Below are 26,328 nucleotides of genomic sequence, written 5' to 3' on the forward strand. Positions count from 1 at the left end.
TGTGATTGAATGTCTACACAAGCGTCGACCGCATGGATTTTTGCACCATTTCTTGTTAGTATCAGCGACAGGGAGAGACGCCATGAACCGTCGACTCGCAGCCATACTGTTTTACGACATTGTCGGCTACAGCCGGGCAATGGGCCAGGATGAGACCGCTACGATCAGCGCCCTGAAACAAACCTTTTCACAGGTCATTCAGCCGCTCGCCAAAAGTCACAATGGACGCATGATCAAGGTCATGGGCGATGGCGGTTTTATGGAGTTCTCCAGTGCTGTTGAAGCGGTGCATTTCGCCATCTGCATGCAGCACGCCATAGGACTGTCCGAGCTTCATCAAACCGAAGGCCAGCGGCTAAGCTACCGCATTGGCATCAACATTGGTGACGTGGTGGCGGATGATGACGATCTCTTTGGCGATGGGGTCAATATCGCGGCCAGATTAGAATCTTTGGCAGAACCCGGCGGTATCTGCGTCCACCAATCTGTTCGCGACCAGATCCGTGGCAAACTCCACCTCGATTTTAAGGACTTAGGTGCGATCACGGTCAAGAATATCGATAAACCAGTTCATGCGGCCACCATCGAGTTTAACCACCTTACGGCGATTGTTGCCGCCCTCCCCGTTGAGCAAAGCCCTAACGCACCGTCATCAAAGACGCGCTGGAACCTGGCTGCGGTCATGGCAGCCGGACTTGTCATTCTAGGTGGCCTTGGCTGGTCGCAATTCCAAACGACTGGCCCAGCGCCTGCAAACTTAGAACGCACCGCCCTGCCTCTGCCTGACAAACCCTCACTCGCAGTCCTGCCTTTCGCCAACCTGTCCAACGACCCCACACAAGAAGGATTCTCTGACGGCCTAACCGAAGATTTGATCACGGATCTGTCACGCATCTCAGGTCTCTTCGTCGTCGCCCGCAATTCCACATTTGTGTACAAAGGCCAATCTGTGAACATCCCCATGGTGGCCAAGGAACTGGGTGTGCAATACGTGCTCGAAGGCAGCGCACGCCGTTCTGGTGATCAGGTTCGCGTCAACGCGCAGCTGATCGACGCCACTACCGGAGGTCACATTTGGGCCGAACGCTACGATGGCGACGTCACCGATATTTTTGAGGTTCAAGATACCTTCATCCGCAAAATTGCCAAAGCACTGGCAATTAACCTGACAGAAGAGGAAGAGCAGGAAATTGCCCTCGGCCAGACCACAGACATTCTAGCGCGTGAAGTGTTCCAAAGCGGTTGGGAGAGTTTTCTGGAATACTCAGCCGAGGACAATGCCAACGCAGTTGATCAGTTCAAACAGGCGCTTGAAATCGACCCAAATTATGGCCGCGCCCATGCGGCGCTTAGCCTGGCTTATCTGCGTGGCTGCCAATTGCGGTGGAACAAACCACTGGGCCTCAGCGCTGGTGAGGCAAATGCATATGCGATGAGCGCCCTTGCTGAAACCAAACGTCTCCCCTCATCTCTGGGCAACGTAGCGGCCTCGGGGGTCAATCTATATAATAGCCGCTACGATATTGCCAAGACTGACGCCACACGGGCAATTGCAACTGACCCAAATGATCCCGAGGCTTTCATAGCCATGGCATGGGCGATGATCACGACCGGCCAGCCAAAACTTGGTTTGGATTTGGTAGATCAGGCCATGCGGCTGAATCCAACCTACCCCAGCTATTACGTCTTTGCTCAGGCCATGGCGCATTATTCAATGGGCGAGCTTGAGCAATCTGCTGACGTTCTGTCCAAAGCATTAGAACGCGACCCCAATGCTAAACAGCTGGCGGTTATTGCCGCAGCAACCTTTGCACATCTTCAGCGTTTCGATGAAGCCAACGCCGCCATAAGACTGGCCCTGCCAAAGGCTGGCCAAAAAGAACTTTCTGCACTTCCCTATTCCTACCATTTTCCGTTCACCTGGGAACATAACCCAGAGATCGTAACCAATGTGATCAACGGGCTTCATCTTGCTGCATTGCCACCCGATGATCCAATTGGGTATCTGCAGAACCGTTTAGAAACCGGGAACACCTCTCAGCGCCGAAATGTTGCGATGATCTTGGGCTTCCCCGAGCTTGACGCCTCTGACACCGTTCCCCTGCTCACGCTGGCACTTGTGGATGAAAGCAAAGTGGTTAAAAACCAAGCTATCAAATCGCTTGAACAAATTGGTCCTGGAGCAAAAAATGCTTTGCCCACCCTCATGAAAATGACCGATGGATCTTTGACCGGCCGCAAAGCTCAGAACGCAATCAAGGCCATTGAAAGATCAGATTGAGCTTGGACCTGCTAAGCAGTTTTATGAAGATCGCTGGGGCGCTCCCCTGCAGCCCATGCATGCACCGCCTTGCCAAACGCCTGGAACAATGGCCGTGACACTGGATCATTGGCCGCATCCCATTCCGGATGCCATTGCACCGCAAGCGAAAATCCCGGCGAGTCCTTGACATAGGTCGCCTCGGGTGTGCCATCCGGGGCATAACCATCAATAACAATACGCGTACCCGGCGTCTTGATCCCCTGCCCGTGCAAGGTATTGGTCATCACCTCACGTGCACCAAGCAACTTGTGAAACACACCGCCGTCTGACATCTCAACAACGTGGCGCAACGCAAACTTCTCTTCCAGCGTCCCATCAGGCGGCATGCGATGGTTCAGTCGCCCCGGCAGATCGCGGATCTCAGGGTACAGTGTCCCCCCCATCGCCACGTTGACCTCCTGAAACCCTCGGCAGATACCAAAAAACGGCTGCCCCCGTTCCACGCAGGCCCGCACCAGTGGTAGCACTATGGCATCACGTGCCCGATCAAACGCCCCATGCGCGGCCGTCTCTGCCTCTCCATACTCTTGCGGATGTACATTGGGGCGACCGCCAGTCAACAGGAACCCATCAAAGGTCTCCAGCAGTTCCTCAACTGACAAGAACCTAGGGTCCGACGGGATTAACAACGGCATACATCCAGAAACTTCAGCCACCGCCTCTGAATTCATCGTGCCACCGGCATGTGCCGGATACTGATCGTTGATCAGATAAGAGTTTCCGATAATACCAACCCGAGGACGCGTCATACCATAACCTTCTACATTTATAGCCGATCTAACACTCAGGTGTTTTATCTGACAAGCATAAGTCTGCATTGCACAAGAGTCGTTTGCCCATTCTCGTTTGACCAGCGGCTAACAATCGGACAACCACTGAGAAATCAGCAGTATTCGCTGATTTTCTCAACTAGGTCGGCATTGGTTATTGGCTTACTCATATGACCATCCATCCCGGCAGCACGACATTTGAACGCTTCCGACTTTTGCGCATTGGCGGTTATCGCAATAATCGTTGTTGCCTCCATTTCATGCTGTAACTCTTCGCGACGGATCAATTTGGCCATCTCGTACCCATCCATGACGGGCATCTGACAATCGGTCAGCACGATATCATACCAGCCATCACGCCATTTGATGAATCCTTCACTCCCGTCATTGGCGGTTTCAACCCGATGCCCCAGCCGTGTCAGCTGGGCCGTAAGCACCTCACGATTGATTTCATTATCCTCGACCAACAGAACTTTGGCCGTGTTACTTACCTGTTCAGCCTCCTCAGCATCCGCGGGCTTAGTCATATCGACGATAGCTTTTATCAGCTCTACAGGCAGGAGCGGAGCGGTTAAAAACGTTAGCCCTTTCTCGCTTGTCGGCCGCGTTTGGCTTTCATACCCGCCCAAAAACGAAGCTATCACTGGCAATGCAGGCATTGCCCTTCGCAACTCTAGCGTCAACTCTTCTTGCTCTCTAAGATCAACAATCAGGTCAAAGGCAGTATCACAGTCAAGGACACCCATCGGATCAGCGCGAATTTCAACATTGGCGCCAGCTTCAATCAAAAGCGCTTCAATCTCCTTGGTCTGATGGTTGGACACGTCAGACACCAAAAAAACCCGTATTGTGTCCAAAGTTGGCGTCCGGTTTTCCTCTTTGACGTCCTTCAAAGGAAGAAGCACCTCAAAGCTGCTTCCCTGACCCGAATTGCTCTCGACATCGATTGTTCCTCCCATCAATTCAACAAGATCGCGAGTAATGGACAACCCCAGCCCGACACCGCCAAATCGGCGTGTCGTTGTTTCATCAGCCTGAGTGAACCGGTCAAATAGTTTTTTCTTCTGCTTTTGCTCGATACCAATACCGGTATCGCTCACGACAATTCGCGTTCTTCTATTCGACTGTTTTTCCAGAATAATCCTGACCTTCCGGTTTTTCACCTGCTCTACGCCAGCCGTGAATTTGATCGCATTGCCGATAAGATTGATCAAAACTTGCTTAAGCCGAAGCCCATCAACAAGAACCCGGCGGTCGACCTCATGTGGTTTCCAGACGAAATCCAAATCAACTTTAGCTTCCCTGGCGATCGGCCAAAAGGTTTTGAGAACATCCTCAAAGATCGCACACAGCTGCATTGGCTCTTCGTAAATCGCCAATTTTCCAGTCTCGATTTTTGACACATCTAGAATGTCATCAATGATCCTCAGCAGGCTTTGTGCAGAACGCTGAATTGTATCCACCATCCGCTCCTGGTCATTTTGGAGCGGTGTTGTTTGCAACACATCCAGCATACCAATTACTCCATTCATCGGAGTTCGGATTTCGTGGCTCATATTGGCAAGAAAAGCCGACTTGGCGTCATTTGCCTGTTCCGCATTCAGCCGTTCAACTTCAATCTTTTTGGTCTCTTCACGTTCTGCCTGTGCTACGCTGACAGCGATCTCCACCTGTTTTTGCAACTCGTCAGGCAAACGCAAGCGCCCATAAAGCAAGAAAGAAACAGCGCTGGAAAGAACGAGACCAAGGACCCAGATCAGGGCTTCCAATTCGAAATTATGAAGTTCGTTTCCCTCACGGCTGCTCCCTCCAATCTGCCAAGTGCCGACCGGCAAAGTCACCGGAACGACAAAATCTGGATTTGTGAAAACCGCCTCATTACCCGCGATCATACCCCCCGCAGCACCAAGCCCATTCTTTCCGCGCAGCGCGAATTCAAACGTTTCCGTCCCGTCGAATAACCCACTTCCACCGATAATATCCCCTGGGTCCAGCACCACAGTGGCAAACCCCCAAAACCTATCAGCTGGGCTCATTTCACCAGAGTGATAAATAGGCAATCTGGCAATGATACCGGACCCACCTTGCATTAGGCTCAAGGGGCCAACGATGATATACTGGCGACTGTTGATTGCTTTCTCGACAAATGGTCTGCGATCTGGATCACCCATTAGGTCGTGGCCTAAAACTCCGGGATTAATATCCTTATTGGTCAGGTAACTAACCACGCCACCAGGTGCTAATTGCAAGGAGCGGATAGCTGGATACCCGTCCTGCAGCGCGGCAGCAAAAACATCAAAATCCTCTTGCGAAAAATCCCACCTACTCCTTACAAAGGCCGATAACCCCTTTGTAAGTTCCAACCGCTCGTGCAGAGAGCTCTCCATGTGTTCGGCTACAGCCTGAGCCTTAGCCGAGGCCACCGTCACGGCTTCTTTCTCGAATTGAACATGAAGTAGTTTGTTGATCATCCAAGTACTGATCAACACCATCGCCCCTGCTAGAAACGAATACATGAGAGGTCTAACACTCGTCATTCAAATCATTCCCGATGTCTCACGCACACAGTGGGGCATTGTGACCGTAGCATCAACTAGGCCCTCAGCCTTCCCGCCCTAACAGGACTTGGCACAGCAAAGTGCCAGATCATGTTCGGTTACGTAGAACGTCTTACCACTTAGCCCACCCTCTTCGGTCACGGCTAAAGACAACTTTTGCTGGCGTGAGTAAGAAAAACAAAAAGGGAGCCTGCTGGCCCCCTTTGCTATTTTGGTCGACGAAAGCCTCTCTCAGCCTTCAGCGGCCTTTAGCTCCAACCGGCGGGCATGCAGCACTGGTTCAGTGTACCCAGATGGCTGAATCCGCCCCTTGAAAACTAGGTCGCACGCCGCCTGAAAGGCAATACCATCGAACCCAGGAGCCATCGGCTGATAGCTCGGATCTCCGGCGTTTTGCGTATCCACCACTGCGGCCATTTTGCGCAACGCTGTCATAACCTGCGCCTCGTCGACGACCCCATGATGCAGCCAGTTGGACAAAGCCTGACTAGAAATCCGACACGTCGCGCGGTCCTCCATCAAGCCAACATCGTGGATGTCCGGCACCTTTGAACAACCCACGCCATGATCGATCCAACGCACCACATAGCCTAGAATACCCTGAGCATTGTTTTCGATTTCGCGGCGGATCTCGTCATCCGACAGGTTTTCGCCAGTCATCACAGGAATGGTCAGCAAGTCCTGCAGCGATCCTCGTGCACCACCAGCCTTCAACCCATCTTGAACAGACAGAACATCGACCGCGTGATAGTGCGTCGCGTGCAACGTGGCGGCGGTGGGTGACGGCACCCAGGCACATGTCGCGCCCGCCTTCGGGTGCCCGACCTTGGCCTCTAGCATATCCGCCATCAGATCTGGCATCGCCCACATGCCCTTACCGATCTGTGCTTTGCCTTTCAGCCCACAAGCCAGACCAATGTCGACATTGCGATCCTCATAAGACGCGATCCACGGCGTGGTCTTCATCTCGCCCTTGGGCAACATCGCCCCGGCTTCCATCGAGGTATGGATCTCGTCGCCAGTACGGTCCAGGAACCCGGTGTTGATGAATGCCACCCGAGATTTCGCCGCCCGGATACATTCCTTCAGATTAGCGCTGGTGCGGCGTTCCTCATCCATGATGCCAATCTTGACCGTGTTAGATGGCAAGCCCAGCGCACCCTCGACGTGATCAAAGATCCGACAGGCAAATGCCACCTCTTCGGGGCCATGCATCTTGGGCTTCACCACATAAACCGACCCATGCGCCGAGTTGCCAACCTTGGCCTGCAGGTCATGCATCGCGATCATCACGGTGGTCATCGCATCAAGGAAACCCTCGCCGATCTCCAGCCCATCACGATCCAGAACCGCCGGATTGGTCATCAGATGCCCAACATTACGCACCAGCAACAGCGACCGCCCCTTCAGCGAAGCATCCGAGCCATCCGCTGCGGTAAATTGAACGTCCTCGTTCAACACGCGTGTGAAAGTATTGTCGCCTTTGACGATATCCTCGCTCAGATCGCGCTTCATCAGGCCCAGCCAGTTGGAATAGGCCTGAACCTTATCCGCCGCATCCACTGCAGCCACACTGTCCTCGCAGTCCATGATCGTCGACATCGCCGCCTCAAGCGTGATGTCGTTGATACTCGCGCCATCATCTTTGCCGATATTACCAGCCGCATCGATCTCAAGCACCACATGCAAGCCGTTGTTTTTCAACAAAACACGTGATGGAGAAGCTGCATCACCAACATGCCCGACAAAACCGGCGGCATTGCCCAGCGACGGCACCAGCGCTCCGTCAACAACAGACAGCGCCCCAGCATCAGCCCATGATCCCTCGGCCAGCGCAAAATTCGCATCCAGGAAATCACGTCCCCAGGCCACAACCCGCGCCCCGCGCGCAGCATCGTATCCCTTGCCCTGCGGCAGATCACCCATGGCGTCGGTGCCATACAGTGCATCATACAGTGATCCCCACCGGGCATTTGCCGCGTTCAGTGCAAACCGCGCATTGGTGATCGGCACCACCAACTGAGGCCCCGGCACCTGGGCAATCTCAGGATCGACATTCTGCGTCTCAATTTCGAAATCATCGCCCTCTGGCGTCAAATAGCCAATCTCTTTCAGAAACGCTGTGTAGGACTCGGCGTCGTGCTCTTGCCCTTTGCGCTCGATATGCCAGCCATCAATACGGGCCTGAAGATCTTCACGTTTGGCCAGCAATGCGCGGCTCTCTGGTCCATACTCATGCACCAGCTGGCTTAGCCCCTGCCAAAAAGCATCCGCTGTCACACCTGTACCTGGCAACGCATCCTTTTCAATGAAATCGGCGTACTCGGCTGCAACCTGCAGCCCCTGCTTTTCAACCCGAGTTGTCATCTTTCCTCCTGCGGTACCCATTCGTATTCCGGGCCAAACTAGAACACTGGTTTCCTATCAGCAACAAAACCGGCCCCGGCAATCACAATAGTCTGTCTCTTGGAATTCAAGAAGATACCCCACGACGACCTCCCAATTCCTATTATTCAGCCGCCAGATCCCGCTCAGGTCATTCAAATCACGCCTATCCACTTGCAGTTGCGCGGCCTTGCACTACACCTGTCACACAGCGTGACCAAGGAGAGTGACATGACCGAAACGGCCCCTCAGACGATCTACCTCAAGGACTACACCCCTTTTGGCTTTCAGGTAGACTCGGTCCACCTCACCTTTCACCTGTCCCCCAAGGCAACCCGCGTGGTTAGCCGCATTGAATTCACTCCGCAGCCTGACGCCAAGGACAAGACATTCTTTCTCCACGGGGAACAGCTGAAATTGATCGCGGCCAAGATCGACGGCCAGCCGGTGTCCCCTGCTGTCACGCCACAGGGCCTGACCTGCGACGCCCCAACCGAGCCCTTCGTTTGGGAAGCCGAGGTCGAGATCAACCCACAAGGCAACACCGCGCTCGAAGGTCTGTATATGTCCAACGGCATGTACTGCACCCAGTGCGAGGCCGAAGGTTTCCGCAAGATCACATTCTACCCCGACCGCCCCGACGTGATGAGCACCTTTACCGTGCGCATCGAAGGCGATGAAAAGGTTCTGCTGTCCAACGGCAACCCCACCGGGTCGGGTGAAGGCTGGGCAGAATGGCACGATCCATGGCCCAAACCCGCCTACCTGTTTGCGCTGGTGGCTGGTGATCTGATCAATCACCCCGACCGCTTCACCACCAAGTCCGGCAAAGACGTAGAACTGAACATCTGGGTCCGCCCGGGGGATGAGGACAAATGCGCCTTTGGCATGGAGGCCCTGATCAAGTCGATGAAATGGGACGAGGATGTTTACGGTCTGGAATATGACCTCGATATCTTCAATATCGTCGCCGTTGACGACTTTAATATGGGGGCAATGGAGAACAAGGGATTGAACATTTTCAACTCTTCTTGCGTCCTCGCCAGCCCAGAAACCTCCACAGATGCAAATTTCGAACGTATCGAGGCGATTATCGCCCACGAGTACTTTCACAACTGGACAGGCAACCGCATCACCTGCCGTGACTGGTTCCAACTGTGCCTAAAGGAAGGTCTGACTGTCTATCGCGACAGTCAGTTCACCTCCGACATGCGTTCTGCGTCGGTCAAACGGATCTCGGACGTGATCGACCTGCGCGGTCGCCAGTTCGCCGAAGATAACGGCCCTCTGGCGCATCAGGTCAGACCTGAAAGTTTTCAGGAAATCAATAACTTCTACACCGCAACTATATACGAAAAAGGCGCCGAGGTGATCGGCATGCTAAAACGTCTGGTTGGCGATGACGCCTACGCCAAGGCAGTAGCCCTGTACTTTGAACGCCACGACGGTCAGGCCTGCACCATCGAAGACTGGTTGCAGGTGTTCGAAGACAGCACCGGCCGCGACCTCAGCCAGTTCAGCAAGTGGTACAGCCAGGCCGGCACGCCACGTATCAAGGTCACTGACGATTACGCCGACGGCACCTACACGCTAACGCTAGAGCAATCGACGCCCCCTACTCCGGGCCAACCAGACAAAGACCCACGGGTGATCCCGGTAGCCGTCGGCCTACTGGGTCAGAATGGAGATGAGGTCCGTGAAACGGAAGTACTGGAACTGACCGAGGCCAAGCAGAGTTTCACATTTGAAGGTCTGTCCGCCAAGCCGATCCCTTCGGTCCTGCGCGAGTTCTCGGCTCCGGTCATTCTGGAACGTGAAACCACCAACGCTGAGCGCGCCTTCTTGCTGGCGCACGACAGCGACTCGTTCAACCGATGGGAAGCAGGCAATACACTGGCCAAAGAATCCCGGATCGCCATGGTACTGGACGGCGCAGCCCCTGATGCCGACTATCTGGATGCGCTGATCAAACTGGTCCGTGATGACAGCCTTGACCCAGCGTTCCGCTCGCTTGTCCTGTCGCCGCCCAGCCAATCGGATCTGGCCCAAACCCTGTTCGAACGCGGTCACACACCCGACCCCCAGGCAATCTATGACGCGGCTGAAACCTTCGCCCAGACGCTCGCCGAGGCCATGACCGACAGCCTGCCCCGCCTATACGCTGACACCACCGTGCAGGGAGACTACAGCCCTGACGCAGCCAGCGCCGGCAAACGCGATCTCAACACCCGCATCCTGTCGCTGCTGACCCGTCTGGATGGTGGCGACCAAGCCGCCCGCCAGTATGCTGATGCCGACAACATGACAGTGCAAAACGCAGCCCTGGCCAGCCTGTTGAAGGCTGAAAAAGGCGCCGAGCAGTCGCAGACCTTTTTCGATCAGTGGCAGGGAGACCGACTGGTGATGGATAAATGGTTCGGCCTGCAAGTCGCTTGTGCCGCCCCAGCCAAGGCCGCCGGCCTGGCCGAGGATCTGACCAAACACGCGCTGTTCGACATGAAGAACCCCAACCGCTTCCGCGCGGTGATGGGTGCCTTGGCGATGAACCAGGCCGGGTTTCACTATGCTGGCGGTGCCGGTTACAAGCTGTTGACCGACAACCTGATCGCGCTGGATGCGCTAAACCCGCAGACCACCGCCCGGATGTGCGCTGCCTACCAGACCTGGAAACGCTACGATGACACCCGTCAGGGCCTAATCCGCACCCAGCTAGAACGCATCGCAGGCACTGAAAACCTAAGCCGCGACACAAGTGAGATGGTCACGCGTATTCTGAACGGATAATAACGATGGGCGGTTGAATAGCCGTCCATTCACTGGTCAATAAGAACGGGTATTTCATAGCCTCTTTCAACGGAGTTTCCTTAATGCCCCTTCTTATTGCCATCATCGCGATCGCTGCTGCGGTGTATTTCTTTTTGAACCGCGCCCGAAACGCGGCCTTGATGGCCGGTGACCTTGTGGATGTCGCCAAGGATGTGCAACTTGCTGCCCGGCGTTTTGGCTTTCGCCGCCAGGACAACATGCACCCCGTTGAAACTGTCCAAGACCTGAACCTCGCCACCGCTGCGCTAGCCGTTGCCTTTCAGGAGCTCGACGGCATGCCAACGCGGGAACAGCGCAGTAAACTGGCCGAGCAACTGCAAGCACAGCTACAAATGGACAGCAAGGCCGCAAAAGAGGCTGTGATCCTCGGCGGCTGGCTTGTGTCCCAATGTGGCGGAACCGACGCCGCCGTTTCCCGACTATCCCGCAAGGTCTACAAACTTGGTGGCCCAGAGGCCCTGCCGCCCCTGTTGGAGATCATCAAAGGCAGCCTGCCCAATAGTGGCCTAAGCCAGCACCAACAGGATGCAATTGAACGGTTCCGCATTTCCTTTCGGTTACCTAAGTCCTGAACCAGATGCCCCGAACACAGTGTCAAAGCAGCGTAGGAGCCAGAGGTTGCCAGTGACTGAAACCTATCAGTTTTCCCGAAGCTCCCGCACGCCACAGATGGTTGTGACATTGGGCATGCTCTATACTGTGTTGATTTTACTGTTTTTCTCGCTGGACGCTGCTTGGTGGATCGTCAGCATATTAGCCCTTCCAACAATACCTGCTGTCTGGGACTGTTGGCGCAACACCCATTCCGGCCTGACGCTAAACTCAGATCAGATCGAGTGGTACAGCGGACGACGCACAGACAACCTACCGTTGGAACAGATCGACCGCGCAAGTTTTAACACCCGATTTGATTTCTCTGTGCGGATCACTCTTATCTTGAAAAATGGTCGCAAACTCTACCTGCCGTCTCAGGTAATCCCCCCGCGCCGCCAGCTTGAACCAGAACTGCAAGAGCGCGGCATCCCAACTAAGCGGTACCATTTTCGGTTTTTCTGACAAAGGCTACCTCAGATTGTTTTTGGCCAAGGTCACGCGAAAACCCCAATTCAATTCCCGAGCACCCCAACCTTGCCCTTTTTGCGCCCCATTGCCGTTAGATGGTAGTTCAACGAATTCTGCTGCCACCGAACCGGATACCGCTGATGCTCAACCTACCGCGACAGGCGCACGATGCCATTTCTCGTATGATCCATCCATTGGTGGGGCGTTTTGGCACGGCGAATAAAGACCAGGTGATCGCCCGGGCTGTGCCAGTCGAAACCAAATTTCAGCAAGTAAGACCCGAAGACAGTCTGTCAATTTCGGTTATGGATCAGGGCGTCGACGACATTGCCAGTCGCGACACTCAGGCACGTGGGCAATACCTGGCAAGACAGGACCTGTGGGAAGAACTCTCAGCTGAGATCAAGGCCGCAGAAATCGCCCGAGACAAAACACCGGGCGGAATGCCAATCGCAGATCTGCTCGCCTTCGGGGCCCGCACCGATGTGGTCAATGCAGTCGAACATGCTCTTGCCGAGGGTCACAAGCCAGACTCGCGCGCATTGATCGACGGGATCATGGCGCTCGAAGCGGTTCGCATGCCCTTCCGCGACGACCCATATCTGGCCGCGGTCGTCGCCTTAGCCCATATCGACATAGGCTGGGCCTGGCGCGGAACCGGATGGGAAAACACCCTCCCTGCGGCCAACCGCCAACGTTGGTCCGCCCATTTTGATCGCGCAGCGGCACTGCTAGCCCCATTCGACAACATGCAGTTGAACAGCCCCATTTTTGCGGCAACCTGCTGCGCCGTGTTACAGGGCAACACCACCGACACGACACAGGTCGCCAATGGATATGAACGCCTGATTGATCTGGACCCAACCGACAACCGCCACCTGCGGGCTCTTGGTAATCACATGCTGCCACGGTGGTCCGGGTCCTATCCCGCACTAGAGCTTGAGGCCCGCCGCACCGCAGCCCGCACAGAGCACATTTGGGGCGCTGGCGGCTACACTTGGGTTTACTTTGACGCTATCGTAAATGACGAACTCGCCTGCGCGCAGGTTGACGTCGATTTCTTTCTCGACGGGCTGCGCGACATTGTGAAAACCCGTCCGACACAGGAAATGATCAACCTGCTGGCCGCCTATTGTTCGGTGGCGCTCAGTAATGGTCTGGGCCTTAACGAACCTTCTGATTTGCCCAGATTGAAAATTGCCGAGTCCGCTGAATGGCTGATCCGCGACCACCTGTACGAGCTACACCCTCTGATCTGGGCACATGCCGCTGACGGGTTTGACAACAATACCAGGATCACCTCACCCAGCCGGTTTGCTGCCCGCGGCCGTGCCGACGCAATGCAGATCATCGCCGATCTGTTCCGCGATGAGATCGACCAAGGCCACAAGGTAACACTCACCAACGAGGGCCCTCAGTTCAGCCTTGCCTAGGTGTTTGATAGCCTTGTGTTAATTCACAAGATCTGCCCTCCGCAGCTTTGGTTGGGATTTGAGTATTTTAGCGACATGAACCGCAGCTTTGACCCGGTATTGCGCAGGCAGCGCGCGCCCTTGTAACGCCAAATTTTGGATTGCCCCTCATAGTGCAGCCTGATCGCGATCATCGTCGGGCCTGACACCCCCGACACAGGAACAGGGCCTGCGTTGTACCGGAGGTGCTACCGAAATGCATTTACGCTCGAGGGATAAAGTCCTCGTCCGATCCCGTTTTGGCGACGTCGCCGCTAGTATACGAAGACGGCAAGAACCGATCTAAACAATAGAATAACCGACAGGATAAGTACCCTGCCGGCTCCTTTTTCGTGCCACACGGCGACCTCAGCAGAGGTCTACTTTTTCTTCATCGCATCCATTAGCGCCGCGCCCAGCGCGCCACCCGCAGCACCGCTGCTTTGTTTGCCTTTAGGGCTCGATGACATTTTCTGCTTGCCGCGGCCGCCTTGATGGCTCCGGTTAGGCTTACCTCCGGACCGTTCCTTGGCCCCGCCCCCACGCGCGTTGCGGTCTTCTTTCGCCGAGGCGCCACCATCCTTGCGCATGGTCAGACCAATGCGTTTGCGTGGTACATCGATCTCGGTGACCGTCACCTTGACCACAGCACCCGTTTTCACAACTTCGTGCGGGTCTTTGACAAATTTGTCTGCCAACTGGCTGACATGCACCAAACCGTCCTGATGCACGCCGATATCGACAAAGGCCCCAAAGGCCGCGACATTGGTCACCGTGCCTTCCAGAACCATCCCCGGTTTCAGATCTTTGATATCCTCAACGCCATCCGCAAACGACGCTGTAACAAAACTAGGGCGCGGGTCACGGCCCGGTTTTTCCAGCTCGCTCAGAATATCGCGCGCGGTGGGCAGCCCCACATCACCGCCAACAAAGTCCTCGGCTCGCAGACCTTTCAGCGCCGTATCGTCGCCCATGATCTGCCGAATATCCCGACCACAGGCGGCAACGATTTCACGGGCGACCTTATAGCTTTCAGGGTGCACGGACGAGGCATCCAACGGTTCCTTGCCGTCACGGATCCGCAGGAACCCAGCACATTGCTCAAACGCTTTCGGCCCTAGACGCGCCACTTTCAACAACTCCCTGCGCGAGACAAAGGCGCCGTTCACGTCTCGATGCGCTACAATTGCTTCGGCCAGTCCCGGTCCAAGACCCGACACATGCGCTAGCAATGGTGCAGAGGCCATGTTCAGATCAACACCAACGCCGTTCACCACATCCTCGATCACCGCCTCCAGCGATTTGGACAACTGGTGCTGATCCACATCATGCTGGTACTGACCGACGCCAATCGACTTTGGCTCAATCTTGACCAGTTCCGCCAGCGGGTCCTGCAACCGCCGCGCAATCGACACTGCACCACGCAAAGAAACGTCCAGATCCGGGAACTCCCGGGCCGCCAGTTCCGATGCAGAATAGACCGAGGCCCCGGCCTCAGACACTACAACCTTGGTGGGTTTCTTCACCTTAGGTGGCAGATTTTTGATCACCTCAGCCACCATGCGCTCGGTCTCTCGACTGGCGGTGCCATTGCCGATAGCAACCAGCTCGACCCCATGTTCCGCGATCAGCTTCAAGATCGACACCTGCGCCCCGCGCAGATCATTTTTGGGCTGAAATGGGTACAGTGTTTCTGTGGCCACCAATTTCCCGGTTGCATCAACCACTGCCGCCTTAACGCCGGTGCGAATGCCCGGGTCCAACCCAAGTGTCGGCCTCGCACCGGCCGGGGCTGCAAACAGCAAGTCCTTTAGATTGCGGGCAAATACCTTGATCGCCTCGTCTTGCGAGCGCGAACGCAGTTCGCTCATCAGCTCCAGCATCATCGACAGGCTCAGCTTCACCCGCCAGGCCCAACCGGCGATCTTGCGCAGCCAGACATCGCCCGGTCCGTTACCGCCCGCCTGCAATTGCGCGGCGACCATGTTTTCAGCCTTCACAGCTCCCTCTTCAGGCTCGGGACTGATATCCAGCGTCAGTACGCCCTCGTTCGATCCGCGCAGCATTGCCAGCGCCCGGTGCGATGGCACACCCGCCCAGCGCTCGCGGTGGTCAAAGTAGTCCGAGAACTTGGCGCCTTTGTCCTGCTGTCCATCAATGACCCGCGCTGTCAGAAGGGCCTCTTTCTGCATGAAACCACGCAGGTTACCGAGTAGGACCGCATTCTCTGTCAAGCGTTCCACCAGAATGTCCCGCGCCCCGTTCAAGGCATCTTTGACCGTCTCAACCGCTTCTGTCAGATACCCCTCAGCCAAACTCTCTGGTGTGGTCATACGATCCGCCAGGATCGCCTCGGCCAGTGCTTCCAACCCGTTTTCGCGCGCGATCATCGCCTTGGTGCGGCGTTTCTTTTTGTAGGGAAGATAAATGTCTTCCAACTGTGCCTTGGTCTCGGCTCCGGCGATCGAGGTTGCCAGCTCCGCGGTCAGCTTGTCCTGCGATTTGATCGCGTCAAGGATCGAGACACGTCGCGCCTCAAGCTCGCGTAGGTAGGTCAGTCGCTCATCCAGTGTCCGCAACTGGGTGTCATCCAAACCCCCAGTCGCCTCTTTGCGGTAACGTGCAATGAAAGGAACCGTAGACCCCTCGTCCAGCAAAGTAACTGCCGAGCTAACCTGTTTTGGCGTGGCGCTGATTTCACGGGCAATGGTTTGGGCGATGCGGGTGACGGTGTCCACGGCGGCCTCCTGTGGGTCTGTTGGACGCCCTTCTTAGCCTTGCCGAAAGCCATCGCCAAGTGGTCACGATCCCATGGTGGAAAATTATCGACTGTCTGCAAAACTTGTCAGGAAGAATGCTCCAGTCCCGCATTCACGCGGTCGATTTCAGCCTCGTACCAATCAATAGCCGCCTTGGGGTCTTCCCGAAATGCCTTGGCAAAGGATGCCGGAGCTGCGGTCTTTTCATCGAACTCAGTGGACCAAACCATCATGCCGAGGAATGCAGGCAACAAGGCCCGCGCTTTGCGCGTCGGAAGATAGAAAACTTTGCTTCGCTTGTTGGGGTCCACATGCCGAGTCAACATGTCATCGCCTTCCAGCCGTGACAGTCTATCCGCCAGAATATTCGTCGATATCCCCTCTTCCGAGGCGGCAAATTCTCCGTAGTACCGCTTACCATGCAGCAAAATGTCTCGCAGCAGGACAAAGCACCACTTGTCGCCAAAAACCCCAGCGGCATAGCGAACCGGGCAGCCGGACCACGTGATTTTATCTGACTTTTTCATAGCCCCAGATTAGCAGAAATATTTTCACTTGCAATTTGAAAGCGCCCAATCAACAATCCACTTGCAAAATAAAAGTGAATTGGAGAACGACATGCCCTCACCCTTTGTATGGTTTGATAATATCGGAGCTAAGCGAGATGAAACGACCGACTTCCTAGACAAGACATTTGGTTGGTCAGCCAACAACATTGGCCCAATGACATTTCTAACGGATGAGGGAGAACTCCCCTTTGCAGCAACCTGTGATGGCATGGACGATGTCCGCGGTTGGGTGCCCTACGTCGAGGTCGATGAATTGGCACCAGCAGTGGCCAAGGCCGCGTCGAACGGCGCAACAATTATTGCAGAGAACCTGACTGGCCCGGCAGGAATTGCAACTTTTCTGAAGGATCCGGGTGGCGCACCACTGGCATTGTGGAAACGCGATGAGGCTGCCCAACAATGACCAAGCATCTGCTGTCCGTTCTGGCCTTCATGGGTGTTACCTTTGCCGTGCAGGGGTTTTCGCACTATCAGCTCAACAAGGAGCACTTTGCGGCAATTGGGTTTCTGCGAGAGTCACCCATTTTGCCACTGGGGTTTTCAGTCATGATTATCGAGGGGCTGATCTTAAGCTTTGCTCTCACTCGGTTTGCCCCATCACGGCCAAGTCTGCGTAACGCGATGATTGTCTCTTTAGGCTTTGGCCTGTTTCTGGCGTCCTATATTGTCCTGACTGAACCTGCCAAATACGAAGTGCCGTCTATTATGGACTGGATCAGGGTTGAGGCTACGGCCAGTACAATCCAATTCGCCGTATTTGGCGTCTTATTGGGATTGATCCACCGAAAGTTCGCCTAGAAACCAACCGTGATTTCCGATGCGCCGCCTTCATAAGCTGTGCATCGGGCTTCCATGTGTCTGAGCGGCAATTTCAGCAACTTCAATCCGGCAGGTCTGGCGTATGTTCTGCGCCCCAAGCCCTAAGCGCCGACATCATAGGGCCAAGCGCTTGCCCGTTTTCGGTCAGGTGATACTCCCAACGTGGCGGATTTTGCGAGTATTTCCGACGCTCCAACACGCCGCCCTCTTCCAGCTTACGCAACCGACCTGACAGCGTGTTGGGCGACACTGCCAGTACATCCTGCAAGTCCTGAAACCTTCGCGACCCTTCCAAAAAGAACTCGCGCAGGATCAGCAACGACCACTGGTCGCCCATCACATTTGATGCCCGTTGGATCGGGCAATTTCGGCGTTCATCCTGTTCCATGTATTTTATTTAGGGTCGTCCCTTGCAAATGTGAAGTCACTCCTCATTTAGTAGTCACTATAATAAATGAAGTCAAAATGCTCGGAGACCACAATGTTCGAAACCATCGCAACCTACTATGTGCAGGTATTTGCCGTGATCCTGCCTGCACTTGTCATCGGCCTAATCGCCATTGGCGCCCATCGATCTGGCCTGTCCAAGGCCAAGACAGTCGCTGCAATTGGCGGTATCGCAGCCTTGCTTGGGGTCTGGCACGCCTTATCCGTCAATCTGGCCAAGGCCGGAATTCTGATGCCGCCGTTACAAGCCACCGATCCACCCTATGCCCTGATGCCCTTGTTAGGCGGTGCTTTCCTGCTGTGGGCTTTGGGGCGGTGGACCGATACAGGACGCACTATCCTAGGCGGCCTTGACCATATTCATCTGATCAGCATCCAGAGCCTGCGTCTGATGGGTGGGTTCTTCCTGATCGGCTGGGTAATGGGGGATATCCCTTGGCAATTCGCCCTGCCCGCCGGGATTGGCGACATCATGGCCGGGATTGCCGCCATTCAGGCCGTTCGGGCGTTGGACAGAGGTGACGCCAATGCCGAACACCTGGTCCGTCGTGCCAGCATCATCGGATTGTTGGATTTCGTTGTCGCCGTCAGCCTAGGCATCGTCACCTCGGTTGGTTTCATGCAGCTGATGGCCTTTGACAGCCCCAACATCATCAACGCCTACCCACTGGCCCTGTTCCCCGAATACTTTGTGCCGATTTTCATCGCGTTCCAACTGTTCTCGCTTGGTGCACTTCGCCGTCGCAGTGGTCAAATCGCCACCGCCTAACCCCCACAAGTGGCCGGACAATGCTCTGGCCACTTGCCCCGCTCCGCTGGCTGGCCTAGAACGCTGACAAACGCGATCAAAGGAGCCGGTGCGAGATGCTCGACCTGACATATGAACTGCCCAAACCCAAGGTGATCTCGGGTGCCAAGCATGACTGGGAACTGGTCATCGGCCTAGAGGTCCACGCGCAGGTTAGCTCTAATGCCAAGCTGTTCTCGGGGGCGTCCACCCAGTTTGGCGCCGAGCCGAACTCAAACGTGGCGTTCGTGGACGCCGCGATGCCCGGCATGCTGCCTGTCATCAACGAATACTGTGTCGAACAGGCCGTGCGTACTGGTCTGGGCCTGAAGGCTGAAATCAACCTGAAATCTGCCTTTGACCGCAAGAACTATTTCTACCCGGACCTGCCGCAGGGCTATCAGATATCGCAGCTGTATCACCCCATCGTGGGCGAAGGCGAAGTACTGGTGGAACTGGGCAACGGCCTGGCGCGTAACGTGCGCATCGAACGTATCCACATGGAGCAGGACGCAGGCAAGTCGATCCACGATATGGATCCGAACATGTCGTTCGTTGACCTGAACCGTGTTGGGGTTTGCCTGATGGAGATCGTATCGCGCCCTGACATCCGCGGCCCCGAAGAGGCAGCAGCATTTGTTGGCAAGCTGCGCCAGATCATGCGGTATCTGGGCACCTGTGACGGAAACATGCAGAACGGCAACATGCGCGCCGATGTGAACGTGTCGATCTGCCGTCCGGGCCAGTACGAAAAATATCAGGAAACCCAGGACTTCTCGCACCTCGGCACCCGCTGTGAAATCAAGAACATGAACTCGATGCGGTTCATCCAGCAGGCGATCGAGGTCGAAGCCCGTCGCCAGATTGCAATCGTCGAGGCCGGTGGCACCGTTGATCAGGAAACCCGCCTGTATGACGTCGAAAAAGGCGAAACCCGGTCGATGCGGTCCAAGGAAGAGGCACACGATTATCGCTACTTCCCCGATCCCGATCTGCTGCCGCTGGAAATCGAACAGGAGTGGGTAGACCAGATTGCCGCCACCCTACCCGAACTGCCAGACGCCAAGAAACTGCGCTTTATCAGCGACTTCGGTCTGTCCGACTATGACGCTTCGGTGCTGACGGCAGATGTCGAATCGGCTGCCTATTTCGAGGCTGTGGCTGAGGGCCGCAACGGCAAGCTGGCCGCCAACTGGGTGATCAACGAGCTGTTTGGCCGCCTGAAAGCTGACGACAAAGACATCTCAAACTGTCCGGTCACCCCAGCGCAGCTGGGTGGCGTAATCGAGCTGATCTCGGCGGACACTATTTCCGGCAAGATCGCCAAGGACCTGTTCGAAATCGTCTACACCGAAGGCGGCGACCCGGCGCAGATCGTCGAAGAGCGCGGCATGAAGCAGGTGACTGATACTGGCGCGATCGAATCTGCATTGGATCAGATCATTGCCGACAACCCGGCGCAGGTCGAAAAAGCCAAAGTGAACCCAAAACTGGCAGGCTGGTTTGTCGGTCAGGTGATGAAGGCCACCGGCGGCAAGGCCAACCCAAAGGCTGTGAACCAATTGGTGGCGCAGAAACTGGGCGAGTAACTTGGCCAAGTAACCCATGGGTTACAGCAAGGAATAACAGGGCGGCCTTGGGGTCGCCCTTTTCTTTTGACGATAATCGCATTACCAATTTATCCAATGGAGATCGCCCTTTATTACTGAGTTGGACCTTTATTTCCGGGCAATATTTTCAAAATCAATTTAGGAAGCCCCATTGGCGACATTGCCTGCACGTTCAGCTCTCGACATAGACCTGCAAGCCATTGTGGAGTTGCAAGATAATCCGGGAGTGGACACCCTTGGCCGACGAAGCGTTGCCTTTGTTCATCCAAGGCACTCGCATATCGCGGTCAACACATGCTTTGACACCTTCCCACAAGGCGCGTTTGTGAGTGAAACCAAGGGCCGTCTTGTCGGTTATCTGAATGCCATTCGTCTTCCATCCCGCGTTGCGCTAGCCCCCCATAACTGGACTGCAATAACCACTTCGGGAACAGGGGCTGCACATAATCCCTCAGGCAAGTGGCTATACGTCTGCCGTATGCTTCTTACCGCTGGAGCTGGCCACCAATCGTTAGATCCAGAACTCTCTCCATTGCTCGTTTCCTTAAAGAATCTGGCTATGAAAGCAGGTTTGGAGGGGGTGGCAATTGCTCTGCCATTTCCAGGCAAACGGGAGCGTTCAGGAACCACCGAGTTTCAGCGTCAGACCTTGGCGGAAGGTGCGAAAGACTTCGGCCGCCCGTATCTATCGGGTTCAATGGGGCCTTCCACATCTATCAACATTGCTTTGTATGCGGGTTTCGATCATGAGATCGCTCTTCCCAACTATACCGGCATCGCAGAACACTTTGCGCTTATGGTTTGGCGTAATCCAGAATTCGACTGAGCAAGGGAAATCATCTTCTCAAATTGTGGATCAAGTCATCAACTTGACACTCCGCAGCGCGGAGCGTTCTGTAGGCAAAATTTTTGAGGAGTGACCATGTCTACCGATTTCAATCAGGAACTTCAGGATCGCCTTGTCCATTATGCGGCGATTGACAGCCAAAGCGACGCAGACTCGCCCTCGGCCCCCAGCACCGAGATCCAGTTCGATATGCTGAACCTGCTCAAAACTGAGCTGAACGAGATTGGCGCGCAGGATGTTACGCTGACCGACTATGGCGTGGTGCTGGCGACCATTCCCGGCACTGTCCCAGGCCCCACCATCGGCTTCCTCGCCCATGTGGACACCGCGCCGCAGTTCAACGCCACCGGCGTTAAACCCCGCGTGATCAAGGGCTACAACGGCGGCGATATCACTTTTCCCGATGATCCCGAACTCGTGCTCTCCCCAACCGAGCATCCTTATCTGGCCACCAAACAGGGGCATGACCTGATCACCGCCTCGGGCGCGACCCTACTGGGCGCTGATGACAAGGCGGGCGTGTCGATCATCATGACCATGGCGCGCCACCTGCTGAACAACCCCGATATTCAGCGCGGCCCGATCCGCATTGCGTTCACCCCGGACGAGGAAATCGGCCGTGGTGTTGGCCCGCAACTGCCCAAGGATCTGGGGGCAGATTTTGCTTATACGCTGGACGGCAGCGACGTGGGCGAGATCGAATACGAGAGCTTCTCGGCCGATGGCGCGGTTGTCACCATCACCGGCGTGTCGATCCACCCAGGCTGGGCCAAGGAGAAGCTAGTCAACGCCATCCATCTGGCTTCGAAAATCGTGCAGACGCTGCCGCAAGCCACAATGACCCCGGAAACCACCGACGGGCGCGAGGGGTTCATCCACGCCACCGACATGACCGGCGGGTCATCCGAGATGAAGTTGAAATTCATCCTGCGCGATTTTGAGATGGAAGGGCTAGAGGCCAAGGGCGAGTTGCTGTGTCAGGTTTGCGCCGCCGTTCAGGCCTCGGAACCCCGCGCCAGCATCACCTGCGAGATCACGCCGCAATACCGTAACATGCGTTACTGGCTGGAGAAAAACATGGCCCCGGTTAAACTCGCCCATGCCGCTACCAAGGCACAAGGGATCGAGCCGGTATCGATCCCGATCCGAGGCGGCACGGATGGCTCACGCTTGACCGAATTCGGCGTGCCGACGCCAAACATCTTTACCGGTATGCAGTGCATTCACGGCCCCAAAGAATGGATCTCGGTGCAGGACATGGCGACAGCAACGGATGTGTGCCTGTCGGTTGTGCAACTGGCAGCGGAGAAGTAAGGGCGTAAATTCTTTCGGTTCGTAAGACCCCTGAGAAAAGCACCTGGAAGCGAGTGGGGGGGGCAAAGCCCCCGCCCTTTTTTTGAATAGCCCCCTTTGGTTTGAGGGAGCGATCGGGCGTCACTAGGTCCCCTGCCCCTTATCCGGCGTTTTTGCGGTAGTATTCCCAGGCATCGACCTCACTACCATCGGCCAGCGTACAATAGCCAACCTTGCCGCCCTCTCCATCGCGAATGTCGTAGGCCCCGCCGCTTTCGATGCAAAAGGTGGCCGAAGGGTTGGCAAGCTTTGGATTGGAACTGTAGATCACCCGACCCTCCTTGATAGTCTCGATAACCTCGGTTTCCCGCAGCGAGTCGATATCTGTGGTCATCGGATTCTGTGAAAGCACAACAAAATCGGCCTTTAGCCCGGTTCGGATCATACCCTTTTCACCCTCTTCAAAGATCTGCCAGGCCGGGCCAGTCGTCAATCCCTGTAGGGCCGTATAGGCATCGGCCCGTTCATCGGCCCCCAGGATCACACCGGAACGGGTTTGCCGCGCCCGCGCAGACCACATCACAAACATCGGATCCAGAGGCGTGACATTGAAATCCGTATGGTTGGAATAGGTCAACCCCTTGGCTTTGGATGACATCACCGGACTAATGAACTCAGCCGCTTCTTGTCCAATATTCCGAACATGCACATCCCCCCAAAAGAAGGTGTGGTTGGTGAAATAGGATGGGCTGAGCCCCAGCTCGACATAGGCATCCAATTGATCAGGTCGCTGAAATTGTGAATGTACAACAATTGTGCGACGATCATCCGCTGCCGTGACACCAGCCCCGCGTACCGCTTCGATCACCTGATCAATGGTTGCATCTCCATTTGCGTGAACGAAGACTTGCAACCCTGCCTCAATCGCCATTTTTACCTGCGCCTCGAAATCTTCGCGCGGCTGAGTGGTTTCCCCTGTCCAGCCCTCTTCACCGTTGGGACCACCGGTCAGATAGGGGTGGCTCACATGCGCGGTCTTGCCCTGTGGAGAGCCATCTTGGGTAAACTTGATCCCCTGCAGTTTCAGGCCACCGTTATATTCGCCGAACACATAATTCGGATTGCCGACAAATTCTCGCGCTTCCACAAAAGCAGGCAGCGAAACAATGTCGAGAAAAATCCGCCCTTCATCTGCCGCCTTCTGCAAGAAAGCCAAATCCTTGAGGTAGGTGAACCCTTCCTGCGCGTGGGTGTAGCCCTCGGAGGCATACATCATTTGCGCCTCTTCCATCAATTCAAGCATTTCGCTCTCAGTAGGTTGAGGCAGCTTTTCCAAGACCGGGATATAGGCGGTCTCCATGAGCAGGCCCGCAGGTTCGTTCGACCCATCCACTCGCGCGATTATGCCCCCCGCCGGGGTTTCTGTGCTTGCGTCAATCCCTGCCCAATCCAGTGCCGCCGAGTTCAACACCGCTCCGTGACCAGACACATGGATGAGCATGATCTTGTTATCTGGAAAGGCTGCATCCAGATCTGACTTGATGATGTGGCGGCCTTCGGCCAAACCGTCCTGATCATATCCCCAACCGACAATCCATTCCCCTGGTTGGATATCTCTTTCCTGTTGAAAGGCTTTCAGGTTCTCGACTAGATCAGCGATCTTGGTCACTGTTCCAACCGGTGGGATCGCCACATTGACCTGATTGACCATGTTCAACGCAAACATGAAATGCCCATGTGGGTCTAGGAACCCCGGCAACATGGTCTGCCCCTCCAAATCGCGCGGGACAGCATCGGGATAGGCAATCAGGGCCTCCGATTTGCTTCCGACAAAGGCAATTCGTCCATCTTTTTCAACCACCGCCTCGACGTAGGACGGTTCTGGTCCATCCATCGTCAAGATCTCGCCATTGAAATAAAGCGTATCTGCCAGTGCTGGTGCCACCATAAGGCCGACAACTGCAGTTGTTGAAGTTATTGCTTGAATCAAATTGGGCACGTCAAAAAACTCCATAAGAACAAACTATAACAGCCAATATAACACCTTTAAAGTGCACCGAACAAGATGGGTGCTCCAAAAGATTGCAACACTGGCAAAGGTTTGCCGCCCCAACTGGGTTTACGTCTCTTGGCCTCTCCTTCCTCTCTTGCTAAACACCCGTAACCAACAAGAGATCCGGATCATGATGCAGTTCGAGTACAAGGTTGTTCCCGCCCCTGCCAAGGGCACCAAGGCCAAAGGAGTGAAAACTCCGCATGGGCGCTTTGCCGTGTCGATTGAGCAGTTGCTAAACGAGATGGCGTCTGAGGGCTGGGAGTTTCAACGCGCCGAGCTGTTGCCGAGCGAGGAGCGCTCGGGCCTGACTGGGTCGACCACCAACTGGCGTAATGTGATGATTTTCCGACGCGCGATTGTTGAGTACGTGGATGAAGAAGAGGTTTCCGCTGCCCCTGCTGTGGACCCTGTTCAGATGCCGCAGGAACCTGTGCTGACGGCGACAGCTGGCGATCCGTATGCCTCGCCTGATGCTGTGCCGGTGCCCGGCCCCGGCGCGCGCGAGATGCTGTCGGACAATGGTGTGGAAGAGCTGAGCCCGGTGTCGGGCATGACCTCGGCCCTGAAAACCCGTGCGAAGCAGCAGAGCGACGAGTAAGCCACTCGGCTGATAATCAAAGCAAGCAAAACGCCCAGTGGAACACCGGGCAGCGCCCGACCGCCCGCATGGGCGGGCGCTTCGCTTCCGCCCGCGGTCGGTCACTGCCCTAATTTTTTCTGACTAGGAACAACTTCGAGCTATTTAGGTGTCGATATCCAGCGCCAGAGCGTGGATTTTCGGCACGATTTCGCCGAGCGCCTTGTGTACCATGCGATGGCGCTGCACCCGGTTCTTGCCCGCAAAGCCAGCCGCCCGAATGCGCACGTTAAAATGGCTTTCGCCTTTGCCGTCGTGGCCTGCATGGCCGCGATGGCTGTCGCTGTCATCCACAACCTGCAACTCGGACGGGTCAAACGCTGCGGTTAGTCTACTTTCGATTTCTTCTTTCACGTTCATTGACACATTTTCCATATTATTTGCGTTAGCCTCTTCTATCTGCCGCTGGGTAGATTAGAATGTTCGCTCCGAGTCGAATAGATGCGTCGTAGAAGGTGCACCCCCATGAGCAAGTCAGATCCTTTCGGTTTCGATATGTCGGTCCGATCCGCAAAGAAAAAGAACCCGCGCGGGCGGCGAAGCATGTCCGGAGCCTCCGAGACCTCTGTCCGTGAATGCCACCACGAAGGCTGTACGGAGTCAGGCAAGTTCCGCGCTCCCAAGGCACCTGATGTGCTGGATGATTTCTTTTGGTTCTGCCAAGAGCACGTGCGTGAGTATAATGCCAAGTGGAGCTTCTTTGAAGGCACCACAGAGGCCGAGTTGAACGCGCAGTCGTCCAAGGACAAGGTCTGGGAACGCGAGACCCGGCCAATTGGCGACCCCGAAGCGCGCGCCTGGGCCCGTTTGGGCATTGAGGACCCGCATCAGGTGCTAGGTGCCAACGCGACCCAGAACCCCGGCAAGAACAACGGCAGCACTGGCCGCCGCCTGCCTGCGACTGAGCGTCGTGCGATTGAGATTTTGGAGGCCAATGATGGTTGGACCAAGGTCGAGATCCGCAAGGCCTATAAGAAGCTGATCAAGGTGCTGCACCCAGATATGAACGGTGGCGACCGTAGCCAGGAAGAGCAGCTGCAAGAGGTGATGTGGGCCTGGGATCAGATCAAGGACAGCCGCAGCTTCAAGGAAAAGTAATTTTCCTGCACAGCGTTGAAATCAGGGCGGC

Annotated in this window: 21 protein-coding genes; 13 read left to right on the plus strand and 8 right to left on the minus strand. The window is 55.6% G+C overall.

Going from position 1 to position 26,328, the window contains the following annotated elements:
• Positions 1-82 precede the first annotated feature (82 nt).
• Complete coding sequence (locus DL239_RS00815) at positions 83-2,281, plus strand: adenylate/guanylate cyclase domain-containing protein (RefSeq protein WP_167681270.1); 2,199 nt, start codon at positions 83-85, stop codon at positions 2,279-2,281.
• An 11-nt stretch (positions 2,282-2,292) separates the two neighbouring features.
• On the opposite strand, the gene DL239_RS00820 is transcribed toward DL239_RS00815, so the two are convergent.
• The 3 genes from DL239_RS00820 to DL239_RS00830 all read right to left on the minus strand — a co-directional run bounded on the left by DL239_RS00820 (position 2,293) and on the right by DL239_RS00830 (position 8,018).
• Complete coding sequence (locus tag DL239_RS00820; protein ID WP_167681271.1) at positions 2,293-3,072, minus strand: gamma-glutamyl-gamma-aminobutyrate hydrolase family protein; 780 nt, start codon at positions 3,070-3,072, stop codon at positions 2,293-2,295.
• Positions 3,073-3,206: 134 nt separating this feature from the next.
• A complete protein-coding gene (locus DL239_RS00825) occupies positions 3,207-5,609 on the minus strand; it encodes an ATP-binding protein (RefSeq protein WP_167681273.1) in 2,403 nt (800 codons plus the stop codon).
• Positions 5,610-5,882: 273 nt separating this feature from the next.
• A complete protein-coding gene (locus tag DL239_RS00830; protein WP_167681275.1) occupies positions 5,883-8,018 on the minus strand; it encodes a malate synthase G in 2,136 nt (711 codons plus the stop codon).
• Positions 8,019-8,267: 249 nt separating this feature from the next.
• Between DL239_RS00830 and pepN the strand changes: the two genes are divergently transcribed.
• From pepN to DL239_RS00850, 4 genes are all read left to right on the plus strand, one after another.
• Positions 8,268-10,820: an aminopeptidase N gene (pepN, locus tag DL239_RS00835; protein WP_167681277.1), complete on the plus strand. Its 2,553-nt coding sequence runs from the start codon at positions 8,268-8,270 to the stop codon at positions 10,818-10,820.
• An 83-nt stretch (positions 10,821-10,903) separates the two neighbouring features.
• Positions 10,904-11,434, plus strand: coding sequence for a hypothetical protein (locus tag DL239_RS00840; RefSeq protein WP_167681279.1), 531 nt, complete (start codon positions 10,904-10,906; stop codon positions 11,432-11,434).
• A 52-nt stretch (positions 11,435-11,486) separates the two neighbouring features.
• Positions 11,487-11,918, plus strand: a complete 432-nt coding sequence (locus tag DL239_RS00845) for a hypothetical protein (RefSeq protein ID WP_167681281.1) — start codon at positions 11,487-11,489, stop codon at positions 11,916-11,918.
• A 101-nt stretch (positions 11,919-12,019) separates the two neighbouring features.
• Positions 12,020-13,357 carry a hypothetical protein gene (locus tag DL239_RS00850; protein ID WP_240931641.1) on the plus strand — a complete coding sequence of 446 codons (1,338 nt, stop codon included), beginning with the start codon at positions 12,020-12,022 and terminating at the stop codon, positions 13,355-13,357.
• Between the two features lie 398 nt (positions 13,358-13,755).
• Here DL239_RS00850 and DL239_RS00855 read toward each other — a convergent pair whose 3' ends face one another.
• Positions 13,756-16,113, minus strand: a complete 2,358-nt coding sequence (locus DL239_RS00855; RefSeq protein ID WP_167681283.1) for a Tex family protein — start codon at positions 16,111-16,113, stop codon at positions 13,756-13,758.
• Between the two features lie 107 nt (positions 16,114-16,220).
• Entirely contained in the window at positions 16,221-16,661 is a 441-nt protein-coding gene (locus tag DL239_RS00860; RefSeq protein ID WP_167681285.1) for a winged helix-turn-helix transcriptional regulator, read from the minus strand.
• Positions 16,662-16,752: 91 nt separating this feature from the next.
• On the opposite strand from DL239_RS00860, the gene DL239_RS00865 reads away from it, so the two are divergent.
• Both DL239_RS00865 and DL239_RS00870 read left to right on the plus strand, forming a co-directional pair.
• Complete coding sequence (locus DL239_RS00865; protein ID WP_167681287.1) at positions 16,753-17,106, plus strand: VOC family protein; 354 nt, start codon at positions 16,753-16,755, stop codon at positions 17,104-17,106.
• Positions 17,103-17,501, plus strand: a complete 399-nt coding sequence (locus DL239_RS00870; protein ID WP_167681289.1) for a hypothetical protein — start codon at positions 17,103-17,105, stop codon at positions 17,499-17,501. Before DL239_RS00865 ends, DL239_RS00870 begins: the two co-directional genes overlap by 4 nt.
• An 82-nt stretch (positions 17,502-17,583) precedes the next feature.
• On the opposite strand, the gene DL239_RS00875 is transcribed toward DL239_RS00870, so the two are convergent.
• Complete coding sequence (locus DL239_RS00875; protein WP_167681291.1) at positions 17,584-17,910, minus strand: winged helix-turn-helix transcriptional regulator; 327 nt, start codon at positions 17,908-17,910, stop codon at positions 17,584-17,586.
• A gap of 93 nt (positions 17,911-18,003) precedes the next feature.
• On the opposite strand from DL239_RS00875, the gene DL239_RS00880 reads away from it, so the two are divergent.
• The 4 genes from DL239_RS00880 (at position 18,004) to pepT (ending at position 22,527) form a co-directional block, all read left to right on the plus strand.
• Positions 18,004-18,738 (plus strand): DUF8737 domain-containing protein, encoded by a 735-nt coding sequence (locus DL239_RS00880; protein WP_167681293.1) that lies wholly within the window; start codon positions 18,004-18,006, stop codon positions 18,736-18,738.
• Positions 18,739-18,833: 95 nt separating this feature from the next.
• The gene (gene gatB, locus DL239_RS00885) at positions 18,834-20,345 is read left to right on the plus strand and encodes an Asp-tRNA(Asn)/Glu-tRNA(Gln) amidotransferase subunit GatB (RefSeq protein WP_167681295.1); all 1,512 of its coding nucleotides are present in this window, start codon (positions 18,834-18,836) and stop codon (positions 20,343-20,345) included.
• 172 nt (positions 20,346-20,517) lie between these two features.
• Positions 20,518-21,192 carry a hypothetical protein gene (locus tag DL239_RS00890; protein WP_167681297.1) on the plus strand — a complete coding sequence of 225 codons (675 nt, stop codon included), beginning with the start codon at positions 20,518-20,520 and terminating at the stop codon, positions 21,190-21,192.
• Between the two features lie 96 nt (positions 21,193-21,288).
• Positions 21,289-22,527: a peptidase T gene (pepT, locus tag DL239_RS00895; protein ID WP_167681299.1), complete on the plus strand. Its 1,239-nt coding sequence runs from the start codon at positions 21,289-21,291 to the stop codon at positions 22,525-22,527.
• A gap of 139 nt (positions 22,528-22,666) precedes the next feature.
• Here the strand turns inward: pepT and DL239_RS21585 are convergent, their stop codons facing one another.
• On the minus strand, positions 22,667-24,505 hold the full coding sequence (locus tag DL239_RS21585; protein WP_369410518.1) for an amidohydrolase family protein: 1,839 nt from the start codon (positions 24,503-24,505) through the stop codon (positions 22,667-22,669).
• Between the two features lie 184 nt (positions 24,506-24,689).
• On the opposite strand from DL239_RS21585, the gene DL239_RS00905 reads away from it, so the two are divergent.
• On the plus strand, positions 24,690-25,160 hold the full coding sequence (locus DL239_RS00905; RefSeq protein WP_167681304.1) for a DUF4177 domain-containing protein: 471 nt from the start codon (positions 24,690-24,692) through the stop codon (positions 25,158-25,160).
• 144 nt (positions 25,161-25,304) lie between these two features.
• On the opposite strand, the gene DL239_RS00910 is transcribed toward DL239_RS00905, so the two are convergent.
• The gene (locus DL239_RS00910; RefSeq protein WP_167681306.1) at positions 25,305-25,559 is read right to left on the minus strand and encodes a BolA family protein; all 255 of its coding nucleotides are present in this window, start codon (positions 25,557-25,559) and stop codon (positions 25,305-25,307) included.
• Positions 25,560-25,664: 105 nt separating this feature from the next.
• On the opposite strand from DL239_RS00910, the gene DL239_RS00915 reads away from it, so the two are divergent.
• Positions 25,665-26,297, plus strand: coding sequence for a DnaJ domain-containing protein (locus DL239_RS00915; protein ID WP_167681308.1), 633 nt, complete (start codon positions 25,665-25,667; stop codon positions 26,295-26,297).
• The last annotated feature ends 31 nt before the right edge of the window (positions 26,298-26,328 follow it).

This window comes from Parasedimentitalea denitrificans (genome assembly GCF_011813015.1).
GTDB classification, from domain to species: Bacteria; Pseudomonadota; Alphaproteobacteria; order Rhodobacterales; family Rhodobacteraceae; genus Parasedimentitalea; species Parasedimentitalea denitrificans.

Coding starts and splice junctions, on each gene's coding strand:
- DL239_RS00910 (WP_167681306.1), bottom strand. CDS start 25,559: ATGAACGTGAAAGAAGAAATCGAAAGTAGACTAACCGCAGCGTTTGAC.
- pepN (WP_167681277.1), top strand. CDS start 8,268: ATGACCGAAACGGCCCCTCAGACGATCTACCTCAAGGACTACACCCCT.
- DL239_RS00875 (WP_167681291.1), bottom strand. CDS start 17,910: ATGGAACAGGATGAACGCCGAAATTGCCCGATCCAACGGGCATCAAAT.
- DL239_RS00860 (WP_167681285.1), bottom strand. CDS start 16,661: ATGAAAAAGTCAGATAAAATCACGTGGTCCGGCTGCCCGGTTCGCTAT.
- DL239_RS00915 (WP_167681308.1), top strand. CDS start 25,665: ATGAGCAAGTCAGATCCTTTCGGTTTCGATATGTCGGTCCGATCCGCA.
- DL239_RS00825 (WP_167681273.1), bottom strand. CDS start 5,609: ATGTATTCGTTTCTAGCAGGGGCGATGGTGTTGATCAGTACTTGGATG.
- DL239_RS00815 (WP_167681270.1), top strand. CDS start 83: ATGAACCGTCGACTCGCAGCCATACTGTTTTACGACATTGTCGGCTAC.
- DL239_RS00880 (WP_167681293.1), top strand. CDS start 18,004: ATGTTCGAAACCATCGCAACCTACTATGTGCAGGTATTTGCCGTGATC.
- DL239_RS00820 (WP_167681271.1), bottom strand. CDS start 3,072: ATGACGCGTCCTCGGGTTGGTATTATCGGAAACTCTTATCTGATCAAC.
- DL239_RS00905 (WP_167681304.1), top strand. CDS start 24,690: ATGATGCAGTTCGAGTACAAGGTTGTTCCCGCCCCTGCCAAGGGCACC.
- gatB (WP_167681295.1), top strand. CDS start 18,834: ATGCTCGACCTGACATATGAACTGCCCAAACCCAAGGTGATCTCGGGT.
- DL239_RS00870 (WP_167681289.1), top strand. CDS start 17,103: ATGACCAAGCATCTGCTGTCCGTTCTGGCCTTCATGGGTGTTACCTTT.
- pepT (WP_167681299.1), top strand. CDS start 21,289: ATGTCTACCGATTTCAATCAGGAACTTCAGGATCGCCTTGTCCATTAT.
- DL239_RS00850 (WP_240931641.1), top strand. CDS start 12,020: ATGGTAGTTCAACGAATTCTGCTGCCACCGAACCGGATACCGCTGATG.
- DL239_RS00830 (WP_167681275.1), bottom strand. CDS start 8,018: ATGACAACTCGGGTTGAAAAGCAGGGGCTGCAGGTTGCAGCCGAGTAC.
- DL239_RS00865 (WP_167681287.1), top strand. CDS start 16,753: ATGCCCTCACCCTTTGTATGGTTTGATAATATCGGAGCTAAGCGAGAT.
- DL239_RS00840 (WP_167681279.1), top strand. CDS start 10,904: ATGCCCCTTCTTATTGCCATCATCGCGATCGCTGCTGCGGTGTATTTC.